The 17,746-nt window shown below is 47.6% G+C and carries 11 protein-coding genes; 10 read left to right on the plus strand and 1 reads right to left on the minus strand.

Annotated elements, in window-relative coordinates:
* Positions 1 to 81 precede the first annotated feature (81 nt).
* The 10 genes from FGI41_RS12005 to FGI41_RS12050 all read left to right on the plus strand — a co-directional run bounded on the left by FGI41_RS12005 (position 82) and on the right by FGI41_RS12050 (position 14,598).
* On the plus strand, positions 82 to 2,649 hold the full coding sequence (locus FGI41_RS12005) for a PAS domain S-box protein (protein WP_139490383.1): 2,568 nt from the start codon (positions 82 to 84) through the stop codon (positions 2,647 to 2,649).
* A gap of 150 nt (positions 2,650 to 2,799) precedes the next feature.
* Complete coding sequence (sigK, locus tag FGI41_RS12010) at positions 2,800 to 3,510, plus strand: RNA polymerase sporulation sigma factor SigK (protein WP_139490384.1); 711 nt, start codon at positions 2,800 to 2,802, stop codon at positions 3,508 to 3,510.
* A gap of 276 nt (positions 3,511 to 3,786) precedes the next feature.
* Positions 3,787 to 5,064, plus strand: a complete 1,278-nt coding sequence (locus tag FGI41_RS12015) for a helix-turn-helix transcriptional regulator (RefSeq protein ID WP_139490385.1) — start codon at positions 3,787 to 3,789, stop codon at positions 5,062 to 5,064.
* A 211-nt stretch (positions 5,065 to 5,275) separates the two neighbouring features.
* The gene (locus FGI41_RS12020) at positions 5,276 to 6,601 is read left to right on the plus strand and encodes a helix-turn-helix transcriptional regulator (RefSeq protein ID WP_176560249.1); all 1,326 of its coding nucleotides are present in this window, start codon (positions 5,276 to 5,278) and stop codon (positions 6,599 to 6,601) included.
* Between the two features lie 797 nt (positions 6,602 to 7,398).
* Positions 7,399 to 8,859, plus strand: a complete 1,461-nt coding sequence (locus tag FGI41_RS12025) for a phospholipase D-like domain-containing protein (protein WP_139490387.1) — start codon at positions 7,399 to 7,401, stop codon at positions 8,857 to 8,859.
* Positions 8,860 to 9,031: 172 nt separating this feature from the next.
* Positions 9,032 to 9,685: a hypothetical protein gene (locus FGI41_RS12030; protein WP_139490388.1), complete on the plus strand. Its 654-nt coding sequence runs from the start codon at positions 9,032 to 9,034 to the stop codon at positions 9,683 to 9,685.
* A 433-nt stretch (positions 9,686 to 10,118) separates the two neighbouring features.
* Positions 10,119 to 11,591 carry a hypothetical protein gene (locus FGI41_RS12035; protein ID WP_139490389.1) on the plus strand — a complete coding sequence of 491 codons (1,473 nt, stop codon included), beginning with the start codon at positions 10,119 to 10,121 and terminating at the stop codon, positions 11,589 to 11,591.
* A gap of 102 nt (positions 11,592 to 11,693) precedes the next feature.
* Positions 11,694 to 12,086 carry a VOC family protein gene (locus FGI41_RS12040; RefSeq protein ID WP_139490390.1) on the plus strand — a complete coding sequence of 131 codons (393 nt, stop codon included), beginning with the start codon at positions 11,694 to 11,696 and terminating at the stop codon, positions 12,084 to 12,086.
* Positions 12,087 to 12,475: 389 nt separating this feature from the next.
* The gene (locus FGI41_RS12045) at positions 12,476 to 13,720 is read left to right on the plus strand and encodes an MDR family MFS transporter (RefSeq protein ID WP_139490391.1); all 1,245 of its coding nucleotides are present in this window, start codon (positions 12,476 to 12,478) and stop codon (positions 13,718 to 13,720) included.
* Between the two features lie 98 nt (positions 13,721 to 13,818).
* Entirely contained in the window at positions 13,819 to 14,598 is a 780-nt protein-coding gene (locus FGI41_RS12050) for a DUF4931 domain-containing protein (RefSeq protein ID WP_139490392.1), read from the plus strand.
* Between the two features lie 432 nt (positions 14,599 to 15,030).
* Here the strand turns inward: FGI41_RS12050 and FGI41_RS12055 are convergent, their stop codons facing one another.
* The gene (locus FGI41_RS12055) at positions 15,031 to 17,592 is read right to left on the minus strand and encodes a PAS domain S-box protein (protein WP_176560250.1); all 2,562 of its coding nucleotides are present in this window, start codon (positions 17,590 to 17,592) and stop codon (positions 15,031 to 15,033) included.
* Positions 17,593 to 17,746: the final 154 nt, after the last annotated feature.

Consider the following 17,746-nt stretch of genomic DNA (forward strand, 5'->3'; position numbering starts at 1 on the left):
CGACAGCCAAAGTGAGTAGCCGAGGGGCTGCTTCTTTTTGGCTTTTTTCGATATGACATATTTCGAGGGGTTTCCAACCACATGCAGAACGTTCAATTACAGACTGAGACGCTTTTCCACCATGCGTTCCAACATGCAGCGATCGGAATGGCATTGGTTTCTGATGAAGGCCGATTTTTTCAAGTGAATCCGTCCCTCTGTGTACTCGTGGGGTATACGGAAGAAGAGTTGCTGAACGTCAGCTTTCAAGATATCACCCATCCGGAAGATCTGGCGAAAGATCTGGAATTCTTAGAACAGCTCCAGGACGGACTTATTACGAATTATCAAATGGAGAAGCGCTATATTCATAAAGACGGACATATTGTCTGGGCGCTCTTGAGTGCATCTCTTCTGCGGGACCAACAGGGAACCCCACAGTATTTGATGGCCCAGATTCAGGATATCAGCCAGCGGAAAAAGGCGGAACAGCTGTTACAAGAACGGGAGCAGCGGTATAAATCCCTGTTTCAGAATAACCCTGACCTCGTGTATTCCTTTACCTTGGATGGAGAGCTGGAGAGTGTCAATGGGGCCTGTGAGCGGATCACCGGATATCGTCCGGAAGAACTGTTTGCGATCACCCCGATGTTCCTAGAAGAGGACATGCGTCAGCTCATCCGGGAATACGACCCCACCCAATGCTCCAAGGTTCAGCATTACGAGATCTGTATCCCGCATAAGGAAGGACATTTGATCCATCTGGATGTCACCAACGTACCCATTCTTGTCGATGGAGAAATCATCGGCATCTACGGGATTGCCAAAGAGACAACTAAGCAGCATCAGCTGGTCAAAGAGTTGAGAGAAAACAAAGAAAGATACCGCCTGCTCGCCGACTATTCCACAGATATGATCGTCAGATGCGGCCCGGACGGCATGCTGCTGTATGTCTCTCCCGCATCCGAGAAGCTGGTGGGATACAAGCCGGAAGAGGTGATTGGCACCAACAGCGAAAGCTATATTCACCCTAAGGATCTGCCTGAGATTATGCCATATCACCGCGGAGAGGCAGAGATTACAGAGAAGCGCAGTTTAACCTTCCGTTTTCGCAAAAAAGACGGAACTTATTTATGGATCGAAGCCAATTGCAATGCCGTCCGTGAAAACGCTACCGGACCGATCATCGAAATTGTTAGCGTTTTCCGTGATATTACGGAGCGGATCGAACGGGAAGAGGCACTGCGTAAAAGCGAAAAACACCTGGCCTTGGCGCAACGGATTGCCCATATCGGAAGCTGGGATTGGAATATTGAGTCAGACGAGTTGGTCTCTTCGGATGAGTTTCACAATATTATGGGAACGGATCAGACCAGCATCTACTCCCTTGCTACCTGCCTGCCATACATTCATCCCGATGACCGTCCACATGTGGAGCGTGCGATCCAAGAGGGGATTGAAGGGGACTACTATTACGCTGATTTTCGGATCATTCGCTCGGATGGCACGATCCGTTTCGTCGAAGAATTGGGCAAGGTCATCGAATACGAAGACGGCAGACCTGTCCGCATGATCGGCACCACCCAAGACTTAACCCTCATCCGGCAAGAACAGCAAAAACGCAAAGATGCAGAAGAACTCTACACCCTCATCTCGGAAAATTGCATGGACATGATCGGATTAAATACACCAGATGGGATTATTCAATATGTTTCCCCTGCTGTGAGAGCGGCGCTCGGCTATGAACCCGAAGAGATGATTGGCACACGGGTTATGGATTATTATCATCTCGATGATCAGCTGTCCCGTGCCCGCAGCAACCGTGGTGAGAACGACCACGAAATCAAAACGTGCCGGATTCGTCATAAGGACGGTACATACATCTGGTTTGAGACGACCTTCAAAGCGATCCGCAATGAAAAAGGCGAAGTGGAGAAAATCCTCGGTGTCGCCCGCGATATCTCCAAACGGATTAAAGCAGAAGAAGAGCTGATGCAAAAGGAACTCATGCTGCGCACCTCGGAAAAGCTGTCCGTCGTCGGCCAGATGGCAGCCGGGATCGCCCACGAAATCCGCAATCCGCTCACCTCCCTCAAAGGCTTCCTGCAGCTGATGATCTCCGGTGTCAGTGAAAAAGAGACCTATTACCGGATTATGCAGTCCGAGCTGAACCGAATTGAAGAAATCCTCAACGAGCTATTGGTTCTGTCGAAGCCGCAGGAGATGAGATTCGGCCAAAAAGACCTACAGACGATCCTGCTGCATGTGAATACCCTGCTGGAGACACAGGCAATCATGAACAACATAGAGATCGTCACCAACCTCTATCCGGAAGAAATCAGCATCACTTGCGATGAAAACCAGCTCAAGCAGGTCTTCATCAATATGGTGAAAAACGCGATTGAAGCCATGCCAGATGGCGGCACGATCCACATCAGCCTCTGTCGGGAGGATGAGACGGCAGTCATCCAGATCAACGATCAAGGCATCGGCATCCCAGAAGAGATCCTGTCCAAAATCGGTCAGCCGTTCTTCACTACCAAAGAAAAAGGCACCGGCTTAGGCCTTATGGTCAGCAACAGCATCATCGAGAAGCACCAAGGCAAGATGTCGATTCAAAGCAAGCTGGGAGTGGGGACGACGTTTACGGTTATCCTGCCGATTTCCTAACCACCTGCTTACCGTAACCCTCTGTGGCGATGCATCCACAGAGGGTTTTTGCCATGCAATTTTTCCCATTCGTCTCGTACAGGCACACATAGGCGACCGCCCACATATGTATAGCGTATATACGTGACTTAACAGCAGGAGGTGGAAGCTGTGTCTGGCATCTTCATGGCGCTTTCCCTGATCTTCAAAGAACTGGTGATGTTCGTTGCTTACGTGAAAAATAACGCCTTTCCTCAACCGCTCCAAGATGTGGAGGAAGAAAAGTACCTCAAGCTGATGGCAGTCGGTGATCCATATGCCCGCAACAAGCTGATCGAGCATAATCTGCGGCTGGTTGCCCATATTGTGAAGAAGTTTGAAAACACGGGTGAAGACAGCGAAGACTTGATTTCCATCGGGACGATCGGGTTGATCAAAGCGATTGAGAGCTACCAAGTGGATAAAGGGACCAAACTGGCCACATACGCGGCGCGATGTATCGAGAACGAAATCCTCATGCACCTGCGCAGCCTGAAAAAGACCAAAAAAGACGTCTCGCTCCACGACCCCATCGGTACCGATAAAGAGGGCAACGAAATTACTTTAATCGATGTCCTCGGCACGGAAACCGACGAAGTGGTGGAAGCCGTGCAGCTCAAGCTGGAGAGCAACAAGATCTACCAGCATATTCACATCCTCGACGAACGGGAAAAAGAAGTGATCATCGGACGGTTCGGACTTGATCAAGACAAAGAGAAAACCCAGCGCGAAATCGCCCGCGAACTGGGCATCTCCCGCTCCTACGTATCACGTATCGAGAAGCGTGCGCTGATGAAGCTCTTCCACGAGTTTTATCGGACGAAACAGACCCAGGGGCGATAGGGGAACATTGGATACGACGGTAATGGAAACATACGAAACGAACGAGCAAGAAGGTAGAGATAAAGGGTAAAGGTATAGGGTAAGGGGTAGAAAATTAGGCCATAAACATGAACGGGGATTTGAAAAGACACCCCTGCGCTGTTCCGGAGAAGGAATGGGCAGGGGTGTTTGCCTTTTTTATTACCCAATAAAGAAACATGTGGTAAAATTTATAAAAGTAAATAATTCAAGTATTTTCTAACGGATGATACGTATATCGTTTGAGGGTGAATAATAATGTTTCCGATCGACTACGAGCAGCTAAGAGTAGAGCTAAGACAAAAAATAATAGATATACTCAACGAGTCTGGATTTACTGCCAAAGCAATTGCGTCTAGGATCAATATGACGGAAGCAGTTATAAGCAAATTCCTAAATAAAAAGCAATCCATAAAGTTGACCAAGCTTGATGAAATAACAAGCGCATTAGAGTTACCAGAAGGATACTTTTACCGTAACTATGTGGGGGAGTGTTATAACACAGATACTGGTAAATTGAGGAAGGAGAAAACAAAAGAGTTTATCATCCGAAGCTATACAGTAGGGTATACAGATATCGCTGAGCAGTTAGTTTCTGAACTCATTGATTTCTCAAAGAGCAATATGATAATCGTGTACGAGATAGCAGAATATTTTTTTGCCCAAAGGCAGTATCAAGTAGCGAAAGGCTTGTATCAGCGGATTGTGAGTGAGGAAACGAATACGCTGGCTGACCACTACTCCATCGGGTATCTGCGCTACTTCCAGATCGTCAGAGACAATATAGGCAAAGCTTACGAACCTTCCGTCAGACTGGAGAACCATGCTGAGCAGCTGCCAAACAAAGAATTGAAAATGGAAGCTTATATGCTCTTGGCTAAATATTGTTATGTTACGGAAGACTGGGAGCGAATGTCTCGTATCACAGATTTATGGGTGACTCTTACCAAACCAGATGATGGTGAAATGTATGGCTATAGCCTGTTATACAAAGCCAGTTCCTTTCACAGAATCGGTAACATAGACGAAGCGATCCGACTGACTTATCAATACGAAACGGTTGATCAAAAATTTAGTGAAATAGCGAAAGGAAACCGCATGATCTATGCGATTGATCAAGGTGAAATCGAGTTAATACCAGAGCTGATCGCCTATGCTAAAAGAATAAATGCTGTTGATGAAGTGTTTAGACCTGTGCTGAACAGTTATCTGAAAAACAGTATGTATGATCAGTTTCAGTCTTTTCTAAAGGACATCTCTCTCTATTTAAAACCTATTACTACAAACGATTTACCTTTTACAATAAAAAATTATTTGTATTACCACTATTTAACCGCTGTCTATTATGTTCGCATAGATGAAAATATCAATGCTATTCCGCAGTTGCTGAGTGCGGTATCACTGGCAGAACGCTTGGAAGACTACAACTTTATGAAGAAATGTCTTTACCTTTTCTATGAAAATTCTGCTTACGCGACTCTGGAACAAAAGCGGGAAGTAAAGCAGTTTGTTGAAGGAGGTGATCTACCGATATGAAAAATAAGTTTTCATACATGCTGATAACTCTGATGGCGTTAGCCTCAACGATCAAGATGGATGATTTTGGAATGAACTGGTAAAATGTAATCTTCTCTAGGCACTCATATTGTTTGGGTGTCTTTTTTATATCAAAATTAACTTTTATTATTTCGAAACCAAAAACGGAAATTCCAATTAAGATCATAAATGGAAGGAGGTTGTGGTTTCATTGATAATTGATCCAAACGTAATTCGTATCGAGTTACGCCAGAACATTCAAGTCCTATTAGAAGCGAAAGACTGGAAGCGTAAGCAACTGGCAAAAGCTTCTGGTCTAGATCGTGTGACCATCAGCAATATCCTAAACTCTAAACAAACCATGCAGCTGAATCAATTGGATGCGATCACCCAAGCGTTTGAGTTGCCGCAGGGGCATTTTTATGATTACTTCATTGCAGAATGTTGTAATGATCAAGGAAGGCTCAGGCCGGGGAAGCTAGGGGAGTTTGTTCTAAAGTGCAGCTTACTGAACAAGCATCGGACGATTGGAATGCTAATGAATGTCTTATTAGAAGATGAAGACCAACATAAGATCATTACTATACTTCTAGACATTGCCGAGAAGCTATACCAGACTCCTGAGAAGAAGACCGCATTACCCTACTATGAGAAAATCATTGCCATTGATCAGAAACGAGGAGAACGGGTAGCCTTATCTCTTTATCGCCGCTTCATGATCGTAAAGGAACTGGACCTTCGGCAGAAGGGGCGAGAAGCATTCATTCAATTTCTTCCCTATCTCAATATACTAAGCCAAGAAGGAAGCGAGAATCTTCTCTTCGATGCATACCGCCAAGTTCTTCTGTATTACGAAATAGTTGAAGAATGGAAAAGCCTATTGCATCATGCGTATGAGTTTGAGCGGTTATCAAGACGAACCAATGATCGAGTTGCATGGAGTGAGGCTCTCGTTTTCCAGATCACAGCATGTATAGGACAGAGGGATTATTTAAAGGCATTGCAGATCATTGAGCAACTTTCACTAATGGGGGATGAATACGAACGTATAGCGGAAGGGAAGAAGCTCCTGGTACTTATTACGATAGGGCGGGTTCAGCAGATTGAAACTTATCTAGGGTGGGCTAGGTCGAGGGAAGAAAAAGTTCAACTAATTCCAGCAGCTATAAATAGCTACCTACAACATAAGATGATCAAGGATGCTTCAGTTTTCATGGAGAGCAATGGGGATGATCTAGAAGATGGAATTCATGCAACCGATTATGATAAGCAGGGTTTAGTGATGCGACTAATTGAAGCCAGGTCAGAGTATTACTTTGCCACAGGTGATATGTTTCTAGCTTTATTTGACTTGGGCAACTTAATTGAGCAATCGTGGAAGCTTGGAAACATCAAACGGATGAAGCAGCTAGCAGAAAAAGTAATCCATTTATTTATGGTTCATCTCAAAATGATGACAACAGTCTTTGGAAATACGACAAAAGAAAAAGACGTTCCCCCATCCGCCAAGACAAAGGGAACGCCCGATCAAACATGATACATGTACATTGTAACGAGAAACGGTTAGGCAGGCAATGTACAAATGGAAGCCATCTAACCTAAGCCTGAATCAGATCCGTAATATCAACTCGACCGACTCGACCGGAGTCTTCAAATTTAATTTTCGCTTGATAAGGATTGTACAGATCGTCGTTAACGAATCCGACAAGGATCCCAGCTCGTCCCCTATGCTTTAACTTTTGAGGGTTGAGGGGCTCGACACGGTATCTGTTTCCGTGGATCAGCTCTGCCTTACTGACTGTTTCGCCTTTAACCTTACTCGTTACTACTACTCGCCTTATAATTCCATGCTCGTCCTTATAGGATCGAATGTCATTAAATCTCATAGTCATCCCCCTCGCCTTAGTATTTCTATAAAAACAAAAATACCCCCTCTAATTGGAATTATATTCCGATTAGAGGGGGTATTGTTTGGTGTATTATGAAGTAAAACGAACGGATATTTATCTGGTAGTCCTATTTAGTTATCTATAGAACGATGACACCATCTCCTGTGTGGGGATGGTTTTTTTACATATAGAACACGACTCACGAACGTAGCACTTCGTGTTAAACAAATTCAATAAACACTATGTTCGAGATTAAACACAAACAAATGGACAAAACAGGAAATGAATGCGCATGCATACGATAAAAACCGATCCTTTATTAAGAAAAAACAGATATCGTTAGCTCTTGTGCATTTACTAAAATAAAACAACATGATATATTCATTTTGTGATTATTATGTTCTTACCATTTAAACAACTCAGAAAATGAACGGGGGTTCTCCTTTTGACATCATCGTGGATTCGTAAAATCACCGCTGCCTCTCTCACCGCCGCCCTTGCTCTTGGCATCACCCTGCCGCTGGCGCAGGCTCCTGCTGTCCAAGCCGTCACGTACGACAGTCAGACGGTTGCATTTGGCCCTGGGTTTTCTGAAAATGTCGTGGATGCGTTCGTCCGCTATATCGACGCGGCACAGTTTACGATTGACGGTGCATTTTATGAGATTCGCTATCAGCCGATTGTAGATGCATTCATCCGCGCCAAAAACCGTGGGGTGCAAATTCGTCTGATCACGGACACCGACTACATCACCAACACCTTCACCCAGCAGCTCATCAGCGCCGGAATCGCGGTCAAAGGCGACAACCGCAGCGCCCTGATGCACAACAAATACGCGATCCTCGACGGCAACAAGCTGTGGATGGGTTCGGCCAATGTGACCGACACCGACAATGCCAACAACTACGACAACACCATCCTGTGGGAATCCCAGCAGCTGGCCGATATCTACAAGACGGATTTTGAAGAGATGTACGTGTACGGACAATTCACCCGCACAGCTTCTCCATCCACCCCGGATCAGCAAAAAGTAAGTGTGAGCACCTCCACCCGCACCATTCCGGTAGAAGTCTATTTTGCACCAGAGGATAATCCGATCCAGCAGCTGATCAATCTGGTCAACAATGCGAAATACAATATCTACTTTAATTACTTCAGCTTCACCGATGACAATCTGCGCCAAGCGATTATCGATGCGAAAAACCGTGGGGTGAACGTCGAGGGGATCTTCGACTCCAGCCAATACGGCTCCAATGGCCCATACGGTGAACTGGCGTATCTGGCGAATGCCGATATCCCGGTAAGCATTGCAGAGAACCGCTTCAATGGCAAAATGCACAACAAGGTGCTCATCGTCGACAAGGGCTACACCATTGGCGCTGTGGCAACCGGTTCGTTCAACGCCTCTGCCAATGCCAACGACACCAACAGCGAAAACCTGATGATCATCCGCGACAAAGCGACAGCGGACGCTTATTACGATGAGTTCCTGCGCATCCGTGGCGATTATGGTCGCGGTACGGCTTCCATTGACAAAACCACGGTAGGCCTCGGCACGAAGCAGACGGTCAAAGTCACCCTGCGTGCTCCGTCCACTTATCCGATTAATAAAATCAAGGTGATGGCCCCGCCGAAGTGGCCAGATCCAACTGCGTCCACAGTGACGGCGGTGAAGAGTGACGGAACGAACGTGTCGGGCAATCTGACGTTCTCCGGCAACTACGTCTATTTCACCAATGCCAATCTGCTGGGCAACCAAAGCGTGACCTTCACGTTCAACAACTGGACAGCACCAACGATTGCCGGAGACTATACCTGGTACATCGAGACCGTGACCAGCAGCGCGGCTGATATGTATGATTATTTGCCAGTACAGCTTCAGGCGGCGACAGTGACGGTGCAGTAGTATAGACAATAATAGGAAGAGCCACTCCAGTTTATGGGGTGGCTTTTTTTGACCCTTATTTTATGTACCAAATCATACATGTGTCGAATGTTTTAATGAAGGTATATAATTTTAATTTGAGAGAATGTCATTTAGATACTGAACTTAAGTCAATAGGATGTGACACTTAATTATGGTTAATATAAAAAAACTGATCTTATCTTATTTAGCGGTAACAATAATCTGTTTAACTGTTTCATCTTATGTTGGCTCTGCGGCATCAAACATTCAGAATGTGAAAGAATCAAATGTGGATCAAGGATTTGTCCAAAAAATGAGCCAATATGTAAAGTTAGATAGTAAAAAGAAACGATACTATTTAAGTAATCAAGCGGTCAACATCCTAACTCAGGAAGAATTAGATCAAGTTTTGCAAATCATAAAAGAAACCAATAGCATTTTGAACCGACATCAAAGCGAATTCATTGTAAACAATGGAAAGTTCACATACAAGCATCCAGATCAAGGTGGCATGCGGATCTCCACTATTAATACCAAGGCTTATTGGGACTACGATCTTTTTTGGTGGGGACACCGTTTTTATTTCCATACGAATCTGATTCGGGCTATTAAATCACATCCACTCTATATTGCGGCGGGTGCGGCAATGACCACAGGTACAATTAACGCGATTCTCACCTCTAGTGGATTACCTGGTTGGATTGCAAACATACTGGTGGCTTGTGGATTATTCACATTAGGAACGATTGTTTATACAGACAGGGGTAGAGGTGTATATGTCGATGCGTTTCACGGTACGGTAAGGTTCAAAGCGTATTCAGCATAGGAATCAGTGTGGGGGAGGGAGAAGGAATTGGCTGTTTATCGATCAGTTATACACAACATATTAGGTTTTCTCGCTATCATTTTGCTGGGAGAATATCATTTTCATTCAGCTTGGGAAATATCAATTGGCATGACCATCATCGCATTATCTGTCATTTTTTGGTCTATAGACTATAAAAGAGCAGAGAAAATGAACAGCTATTTATGGAACGTCCTTTTTCTATATCTCTTCATGGATTTCCTCATCATTTGGCAGTTAGTTAATTAGCTCGAGAATAGATGTTCAAAAAAACGAATGCAAAACATCCATAACAGATGGGAGGACATCTAATATGGATGTTTTTTCTTTCCACTCAGCATACCTTTTCCTTCCATTTTGCTTTAGAATACGAGTTGATAGAACCAACCAACTCGAAGAAAATGGGGGTACCTGGATGAAAAAATTTCTCCTGTCGACGCTTGCCTTGCTGCTCATCTCTCTGGGAGTGTTGCCTGCACAGGCGGCTACTGAGCCTGTTATGACTCCGAAAAAGCTTGCGATTTATTATGGCTGGCCTTCGCTGGTCAATGATGCGACTACACTTCAGCAGGCGAAGGATACGTTTGGGCAGTTTGACGTCATTGTGTTTGGTGATACGATTGAGGATACCAGCCACGGTGATCATGCCAACACCCAAGAGATTATTGCCGACCTCAATACCAAGGGCAAAAAAGTCTTCGGCTATGTCGACCTCGGCGTCTCCACGCAAAACCTGACCTATGAACAGCTGCAGGCCAAGGTAGACGCCTGGGATGCGATGGGCGTCTATGGAATCTTTTTCGATGATGCAGGCTACGATTATCTCGTGACCCGTGCTCGGCAGAACACGATGGTCGATTACGCGCACGCCGCAGGTCTCAAAGTGTTCATGAATGCATGGAGGATCGACGACGTACTGGCAGATGTGGATGAGACAGGTGCTGCCGTGCCGACCAAGGTAGGTGCCGGTGACTGGTATCTCGCGGAAAGCTGGCTGATCGCAGGCGGCAAGTACACCTCGGTATCCAGCTGGGCGACAAAAGCAGACAAGGCCCTTGCCTACCACCGTTCCAAAGGAGTAGAGATTGCAGTTGTTTCGACCAATGTTTCCAGAGGGGCAACCCCAACGGACAGCACCACCGATCCGTTCAAAATGGCGTGGTGGGCTGCCGCGATGTACGGTTTCCCGTTCCAATGGACAGATTATTCGTACTCCAGCGGCAACAACCAGCTCCATGTCTACGCAGATCCGAGTAACAGCTATGGAACCACCTTCACAGGAGATCCGTCCCATCTCAATAACGCCACCGTCAACGAGCGCATGACCGATAAAGGTAAAATTCGCGTCAATGGTGATGGCTCGACTACAGGCACAGGTGGATTCGAAGTGGTGACCCTGCCGCCAGGCTATCCGACGATTACCGTCAACGGGGATGCAAGCGACTGGAGCAGTGTGCAGGCAGCGGCAACAGGCACAACCACCGTAACCACGCTCAAAGCTGCCAATAACGCCACCAACCTCTATCTGCTCGTCCAAGGCACAAGCCTCAACGTCAAGGGACAGTTCTATCTCGACACCGACAACAACAACGCGACAGGCTACCTCGCTTCCTACTGGACAGCAGGCGGTGCCGACTATCTGATAGAGAACAGCTCTCTCTACAAATACACCGGTGCCAACAACAGCTGGTCCTGGCAGTTTGTCACGTCGCTTCCAACCAGCCAATACGTGAAAAATGCCACCACAGTGGAAGCCTCCCTCCCGCTCACGACGCTTGGGATTACTAAAGGAAGCACGATCCGCCTCGGCTACATCAAGGCTGACTCCCGTACCGAGCGCCTTCCAGCGTCGAATGTAGGCTTGCCCGCTGTGACGCTGCTTCCATAGAAGTGAGACTCGCTTTCGCTTGCAAGAGTAGTAGGATTTGCGGGAATGGGCAGCGAAATGAGAAGAGGAATGGCAAACATACAACCTAGGAGGACAACCAACATGGCAGTGAAAAAACTGGAACACGTGGGCATCATGGTTCGCGACATCGAAGCGTCTATTGCTTTTTATACCAATGTGATCGGTATGGAGCTCAAAGGCACGCTTGACCACACCAATGGCGTCATCAAGCTGGCGTTCCTCGGCTTCAAAGGTCACAACGAAACCGAGCTGGAGCTGATCCAAGGCTACAACTCCGACCTGCCGGAAGAGGGCAAAGTACACCACATCGCCCTCACCGTAGACGATCTGGAGGAAGAGATCGAGCGTATCAAAGAGCTGGGCGTCGAGCTGATCGACAGCGAGATCACTACCCTGCCGAACGGCGCACGCTATTTCTTCTTCCGCGGCCCTGACCGTGAGTGGATCGAGTTTTTCGAGCCTGCACGCGGGTAAGGATTTGGGTAGCACGGTTGCATTTTTCTGACGGCTGGCTTATGCTGAAATCATGTGACAATTCTACCCAAACCGATACGTATTCAAACCGATACTTATTCGACAGGAGCGATGAACCGTGGAGGCAATCAGTGTACAGATCATCAGTTAATCCATGCCCTGATTTGGGGCGTGCAGCTTTTTCTTTTTGAAAAAAATAGCTGAATAACTGATGATGTACAGGATGCCGGCATTGCTTTCTGTCTCTTTATTTTTGACGGAAGCAAGAGGGCTTCTTTCCGCATGCACTAGTGCGGGGAGGGCCTTTTTGCTATGCCTGTCAAGTCCATAAAAGCATGACAAGGCATTCCTGTAAGCCATCGGATCTGACCAAATGGAGGATGCGAACGATGAAATGGCTTACGTGGGATCGTAATTTGCAAGTACGGCTGTTCGGCGAGATGCTGATACAGATTTTCTTTTGGATGTTCTTTCCGTTTATGGCGGTGTATTTTTCAAACCAGTATGGCAAAGAGACAGCGGCCTGGATGCTGGCGCTGCCCTCGGTATTGGGACTGTTTGTAGGTCTCTTAGGGGGCTGGCTGGCCGATCGGATCGGGCGGAAAAAGACGATGATCGCCGGGATGCTGACACAGGGGCTGTTGTTTGTAATCTTTTGGTTCGCCTCGTCAGCAGGTTCGTGGTGGGAGTATCTGGCGTATGTGGGCATGAGCAGTGCCTACCTGATCTACCTGCCTGCAAGCCAGGCGATGGTGGCGGATTTGACTGAAGAAGCGGAGCGGCGGAGTGTGTTTGCCGTCTTTTATGCTGCGATGAATGTAAGTATTGTGCTCGGGCCGGTGCTTGGGGCGTATGTGTTCGAGCATCATCGGCTGTTGGTGACTCTGCTGTGCGGATTGGTGCTGATCGGCTATGCGCTGGTGATCGCTCTTTTTGTCAAAGAAACACTGCCCGTGCGCCAAAAACAGGAGCAGATGAAGCAACAGCGCGAAAATCCACTGGTGGCACAGTTACGCAGCTATCGTCTGATTTTCCTCGATAAGCCGTTTGCCGTCTATCTGTTGGCGAGTAGCCTAATCGCGGTCGTCTATATGCAGACCAGCCTGTACATGGCGGTATATGTCAGAGAAAATGTCCCGGTGCAGACGCTGTTCTCGTGGGCAGATGGCACGTTCACACTAGGTGGGACAGAGGTGTATGGCTGGATGATGGGCGAGAACGGGATACTGGTCATCACCTGCACGATGCTTGTGACCAGGTGGTTTCGGAACTGGAGTGACCGCAATGCCTTGATGCTGTCCGCGTGTCTGATTGGCACGGCGATGTTTGCGATGTCGTTTACTGCCAATGTCTGGATGCTGTTTGCTTTCATGGCGGTATTTACGCTGGGAGAGCTGATTCGCACACCTGTTGCACAGAGCTTTGTGAGCAAGTATGCACCTGCTGATCTGCGAGGACAGTACATGGGAGCGTCCAATCTCCAATTTACGTTGGGCAAATTTTTTGCTCCGTTGATCATCGGATTGGCCGGGACACTGCCGCCTGTTGGAGTATTTGGGGCGGTGCTTGTCTGCGCCTTGGTGAGTGCAGGGCTGTTTGCCTGGCTTTTTTCCATGATTGCCAGACAAAAATGAATGCAACCAAACATTTGAATATTTATCATCTGTCCAAAATGCGATAGAGTAGGGAGAAAGATGGGTTCGTCATTTTTTGCACGAAGCAGGTGATTTTTGTGACAAAGAGCAGACAGCTTCAGTTTAATCTTCAGATCGGCAGTCAAAAGCCAGAGAGCATCATTAACCGCAGCACGGCCTGCCCGTTTTGCGACCGTGATAGTCTGACCGACATCATCGAGGAACAAGGCCCGATCATGCTCCTCAAAAATAAATACCCGGTGTTGCAGGACACCTATCCGACCGTGCTGATCGAGACAGATGACTGTGACGCGGATCTGACCACCTATGACAAGGAGCATCTCTATCGGCTGATCCGTTTCGGCGTCCAGCATTGGCGGGCGATGGAGGAGAGCGGGGAGTTTACCTCTGTGATGTTTTTCAAAAACCACGGGCCGTATTCAGGCGGCTCGATTCATCATCCACATATGCAGATCATTGGACTCAACCATGTGGATTGCATGGAGCATACCCATGTCGATCATTTTGAGGGAGTGTTGATCGACGAGCAGCCAGGTGTATCGTGTAATCTTTCTACTCAACCGCGCATCGGTTTTTCCGAGTTTAACGTCGTTCTGCGTGACCGTGAGCAGATCGACCGGATGGCGGATTACATCCAGATGCTCACGCATTATGTGATGAATCATTTTCATAAGAGCTGCAACAGCTACAATCTGTTTTTCTACCGTTTTGGGGACACGATCAAGGTCAAGGTAATTCCGCGCTTCATCGTCTCTCCGGTCTTCGTCGGGTATTCGATCCCGCAAGTCCCCACCAATCTGGAGCATGTTGTCCGCGATATCCAAAACAGGTATTTGCAGCGGGAGATCTGCCCGTAACACAGTGCAACGGAGTTTCATACAATAAAACAAGTACCCAGCCTTCTACACATGGAGAGAAGGTTGGGTACTTTTTATTAGCCCGTGTTGGGGGAGAGAAGCAGGGTTCCATTGCTTACCTGCTTGAAAACTCGCAAGGATGCTTATACTGTCCGCTAGGAAATAAACAAAAGTGGGACGGGTCAAAAAGTTTCGGATAAGCAGATTCAAGCGAAGGAGTTTGCCCCTTGGCGGATTCAGGGAAGTGGGCCACTTTTGTTTATTTCCAAGCTGGGGGGATTTTCAAAGAGGTTCGCACTGGAACCCTGCTTCTCTGCCATCTTATGGGCAAGAAATCGTTTGGTAGGAATTTTGTGTTGGATATTACAAAGATGAAAACATACGACAAGGACTAAAGACCCTCACCGTAGGAAACGCCTAGATTTCAAAAACTTACTCAAACTTCATTACTAACTCATCCTGATTCCCCGCTGGCAGTACCACATCCACCGTGGTACCCTTCTCCACCTCACTGGCAAACTCAATGCTTCCCATGTGATCGCGGATGATCTTATAGGTCACCATCAGACCCAGCCCGGTGCCTTTTTCTTTGGTTGTATAGAAGGGTTCGCCAAGCTTGGGGAGGCGTTCTTGGGGGATGCCGCAGCCTTGGTCGATGAAGCTGATCTGGATGTGACCGGGTTCCTTCTGTTGTAGATGGATGTGCAGCTCCCCGCCGGTGGGCATGGCTTCGAGGGAGTTTTTCAGCAGGTTGATAAAGACCTGTTTTAATTGTTTATCCTCGCAGAAGAGGTCAGGTACGTCCGGTTCAAAATGTGTGATAATCTGCACGTTGTTCATGATCGCCTGCGATTCCATCAGGGAAATCACGTCCTGCAGCAGGGCGGCGGGCTGGTGGATGGAGAAGTGGGAGACCTGCGGCTTGGCGAGGAACAAGAGCTCGCTGACGATAAAATTAATACGGTCAAGCTCAGAGATCATGATGTCAAAATACGACTGGTACGGGCTTTCTGCCGTCTGCATCAGCTGGATGAAGCCGCGCAGAGAAGTCAGTGGATTTCGAATTTCGTGGGCGATTCCGGCGGCGAGTTGTCCGATGGCAGAGAGCTTTTCGGAATTGCGGAGCAGCTCTTCGGTGCGTTTGCGTTCGGTGATGTCGCGGCTGACCACCAGAATGCTGGTGACTTGACCCAGTTCATTGGTGATCGGGCTCAGCGACGCTTCGATGACCAGGTATTCCCCTGAGCCGTGACGTTGGCGGAACTCGGTAAAGACCGGTGTCTTGGTCTTCGCCATTTCCTGAAAACGAATCCCGGCCTTCTCCACCATGGTTGGATGCAACATATCAAACGAATACTTTCCTTCCAACCAATCTGGATCAAGTCCCAATACGGTCTGGTGGGAGGGAGAGGCGTAGCGGATCGTACCGTCGATATCAACCAAGCTGATCAGATCGTTCACGTTATCGGCGATCAGACGGTATTTTTGCTCGCTTTTCCGCAGCTTTTCTTCCATATGGATGCGTTCGCTGATATCCCGCAGGATGCCGGAGATCCCGACGATGTGGCCGTTGGCATCGCGTACGGCAGAGAGTGTGACACTGGCATGGAAGAGAGAGCCGTCTTTGCGCTGACGGACGGTCTGATAGCCAGATACGTGGGCACCTGCTTTGACTTGCTCGTAGATACGCATCTCCTGCTCGAGCAGAAAGGTGGGGACGGTAAGCAGACGCTTGCCCACGATTTCGGCTTCGGACCAGCCGGAGATTTTTTCGATGGCACGGTTGACTAGCAACGTGTTAAAATCACAGTCCATCAGCACAATGCCGTCGGTCGTATGATTGATGAACGATTCGAGCAATTCCTTGGTGCTGCGCAGCTCTTCCTCGGCTTTTTTTAGGCAGGTGATGTCAACGGCGGAGCCGAGCACCTCCAAGATTTCACCGTCCCGATAGATCGGCTTGAGCCGGGTCAACAATGTGCGGCCAGATCCAGTAGTAATCTCGAAGCTGACGGCTTCACCTTCCCAGGCCTGCTGGTAAAAACTTTGGGCATAGATAGCCAGCGATTCTGGAACAAAATCGGACAGCTCACGGCCTATCATCATGACGGGATCGGCCTTCAGCTGCTCCAGAAGTTCGCCTGCGGCCACTGTGTGGATGAATTTTCCGTTGATTTTTTTATATTTGAACAAGATGACTTGCTGCTCTTGAACCATCTCTTTCAACTCGCGCTGTGCTTGTTGCAGGGCGTCACGGGTCTGCTTTTGTTCGGTAATGTCTTTGGCCACGATATAAATGCCGATAGATGTATGTTCAATCATGATAGGAATCCCGGTGATATGGATATCTAAGAGTTCACCTGCTTTGTTCTGGATCACAATCTCGAAGTCTATCGTCTCACCGGCCAGGATTCGATAATACATCTCGTAGGTGCGCGGGCGCTCCTCTGGGACGACCAGAGAGAAGCATTCGGTCTGGAGAATCTCTTCGGAGCTGTATCCGGTGATGCGTTCGAATGCGGCGTTGACCCGCTGAAACCTCCCCTCTCGATCGAGTGAAAAGGCAGCATCAGGATGCAGCTCAAACAGCGAAGTGAATTTGAACTGCCGCTGCTCGTCGGTTTTTTTCTGCTCTTTGGTCTCTGGGATGTCCTCCATCACTGCGAGAAAGTAGCATGTATCGTCATAGACGAATGTATTGATTTTCAGCCCTACTTGAAAAATAGAGCCATCTTGGCGCTGTGCCTGAAACATATGCCTGCCATTCGTTGGATAAAGCCCGTCTGCAAGTGTACGGATATCAGGAATAAAATGATAGATCTTTTGGAGCATCACCTCATCAATCGTGCTGCCAAACAGAGAGGCGGCCATCTCATTGCAGAAGTGAATCACACCATATGTATCGACGGCCATGACACCGGCTGGCGTGTGGGCCAAAATCTGCTCCAGCAAACCAGTAGGACGAGGCTGAGTGGAGGTAGGACTTTTTTTCATGCTGAAAACCATCCTTGCACCAAAATGTAGTTGATGTAATACATTCTCCTTCTGCCATTCAATTCCTAGCACAAAAGTACAAAAAATTGACAAAATTTTCTCTTTACACTTCGATGTTTGACAAACGTGTATCAACATTGTACGTTGGGCATGA

Source organism: Brevibacillus dissolubilis (genome assembly GCF_006170445.1).
Taxonomy (GTDB): domain Bacteria; phylum Bacillota; class Bacilli; order Brevibacillales; family Brevibacillaceae; genus Brevibacillus_B; species Brevibacillus_B dissolubilis.

Bases quoted from the DNA above. Each gene is read 5' to 3' on its own strand.
- FGI41_RS12055 (WP_176560250.1), bottom strand. From the start codon at position 17,592: ATGAAAAAAAGTCCTACCTCCACTCAGCCTCGTCCTACTGGTTTGCTG.
- FGI41_RS12030 (WP_139490388.1), top strand. From the start codon at position 9,032: ATGGTTAATATAAAAAAACTGATCTTATCTTATTTAGCGGTAACAATA.
- FGI41_RS12035 (WP_139490389.1), top strand. From the start codon at position 10,119: ATGAAAAAATTTCTCCTGTCGACGCTTGCCTTGCTGCTCATCTCTCTG.
- FGI41_RS12040 (WP_139490390.1), top strand. From the start codon at position 11,694: ATGGCAGTGAAAAAACTGGAACACGTGGGCATCATGGTTCGCGACATC.
- FGI41_RS12015 (WP_139490385.1), top strand. From the start codon at position 3,787: ATGTTTCCGATCGACTACGAGCAGCTAAGAGTAGAGCTAAGACAAAAA.
- FGI41_RS12005 (WP_139490383.1), top strand. From the start codon at position 82: ATGCAGAACGTTCAATTACAGACTGAGACGCTTTTCCACCATGCGTTC.
- FGI41_RS12045 (WP_139490391.1), top strand. From the start codon at position 12,476: ATGAAATGGCTTACGTGGGATCGTAATTTGCAAGTACGGCTGTTCGGC.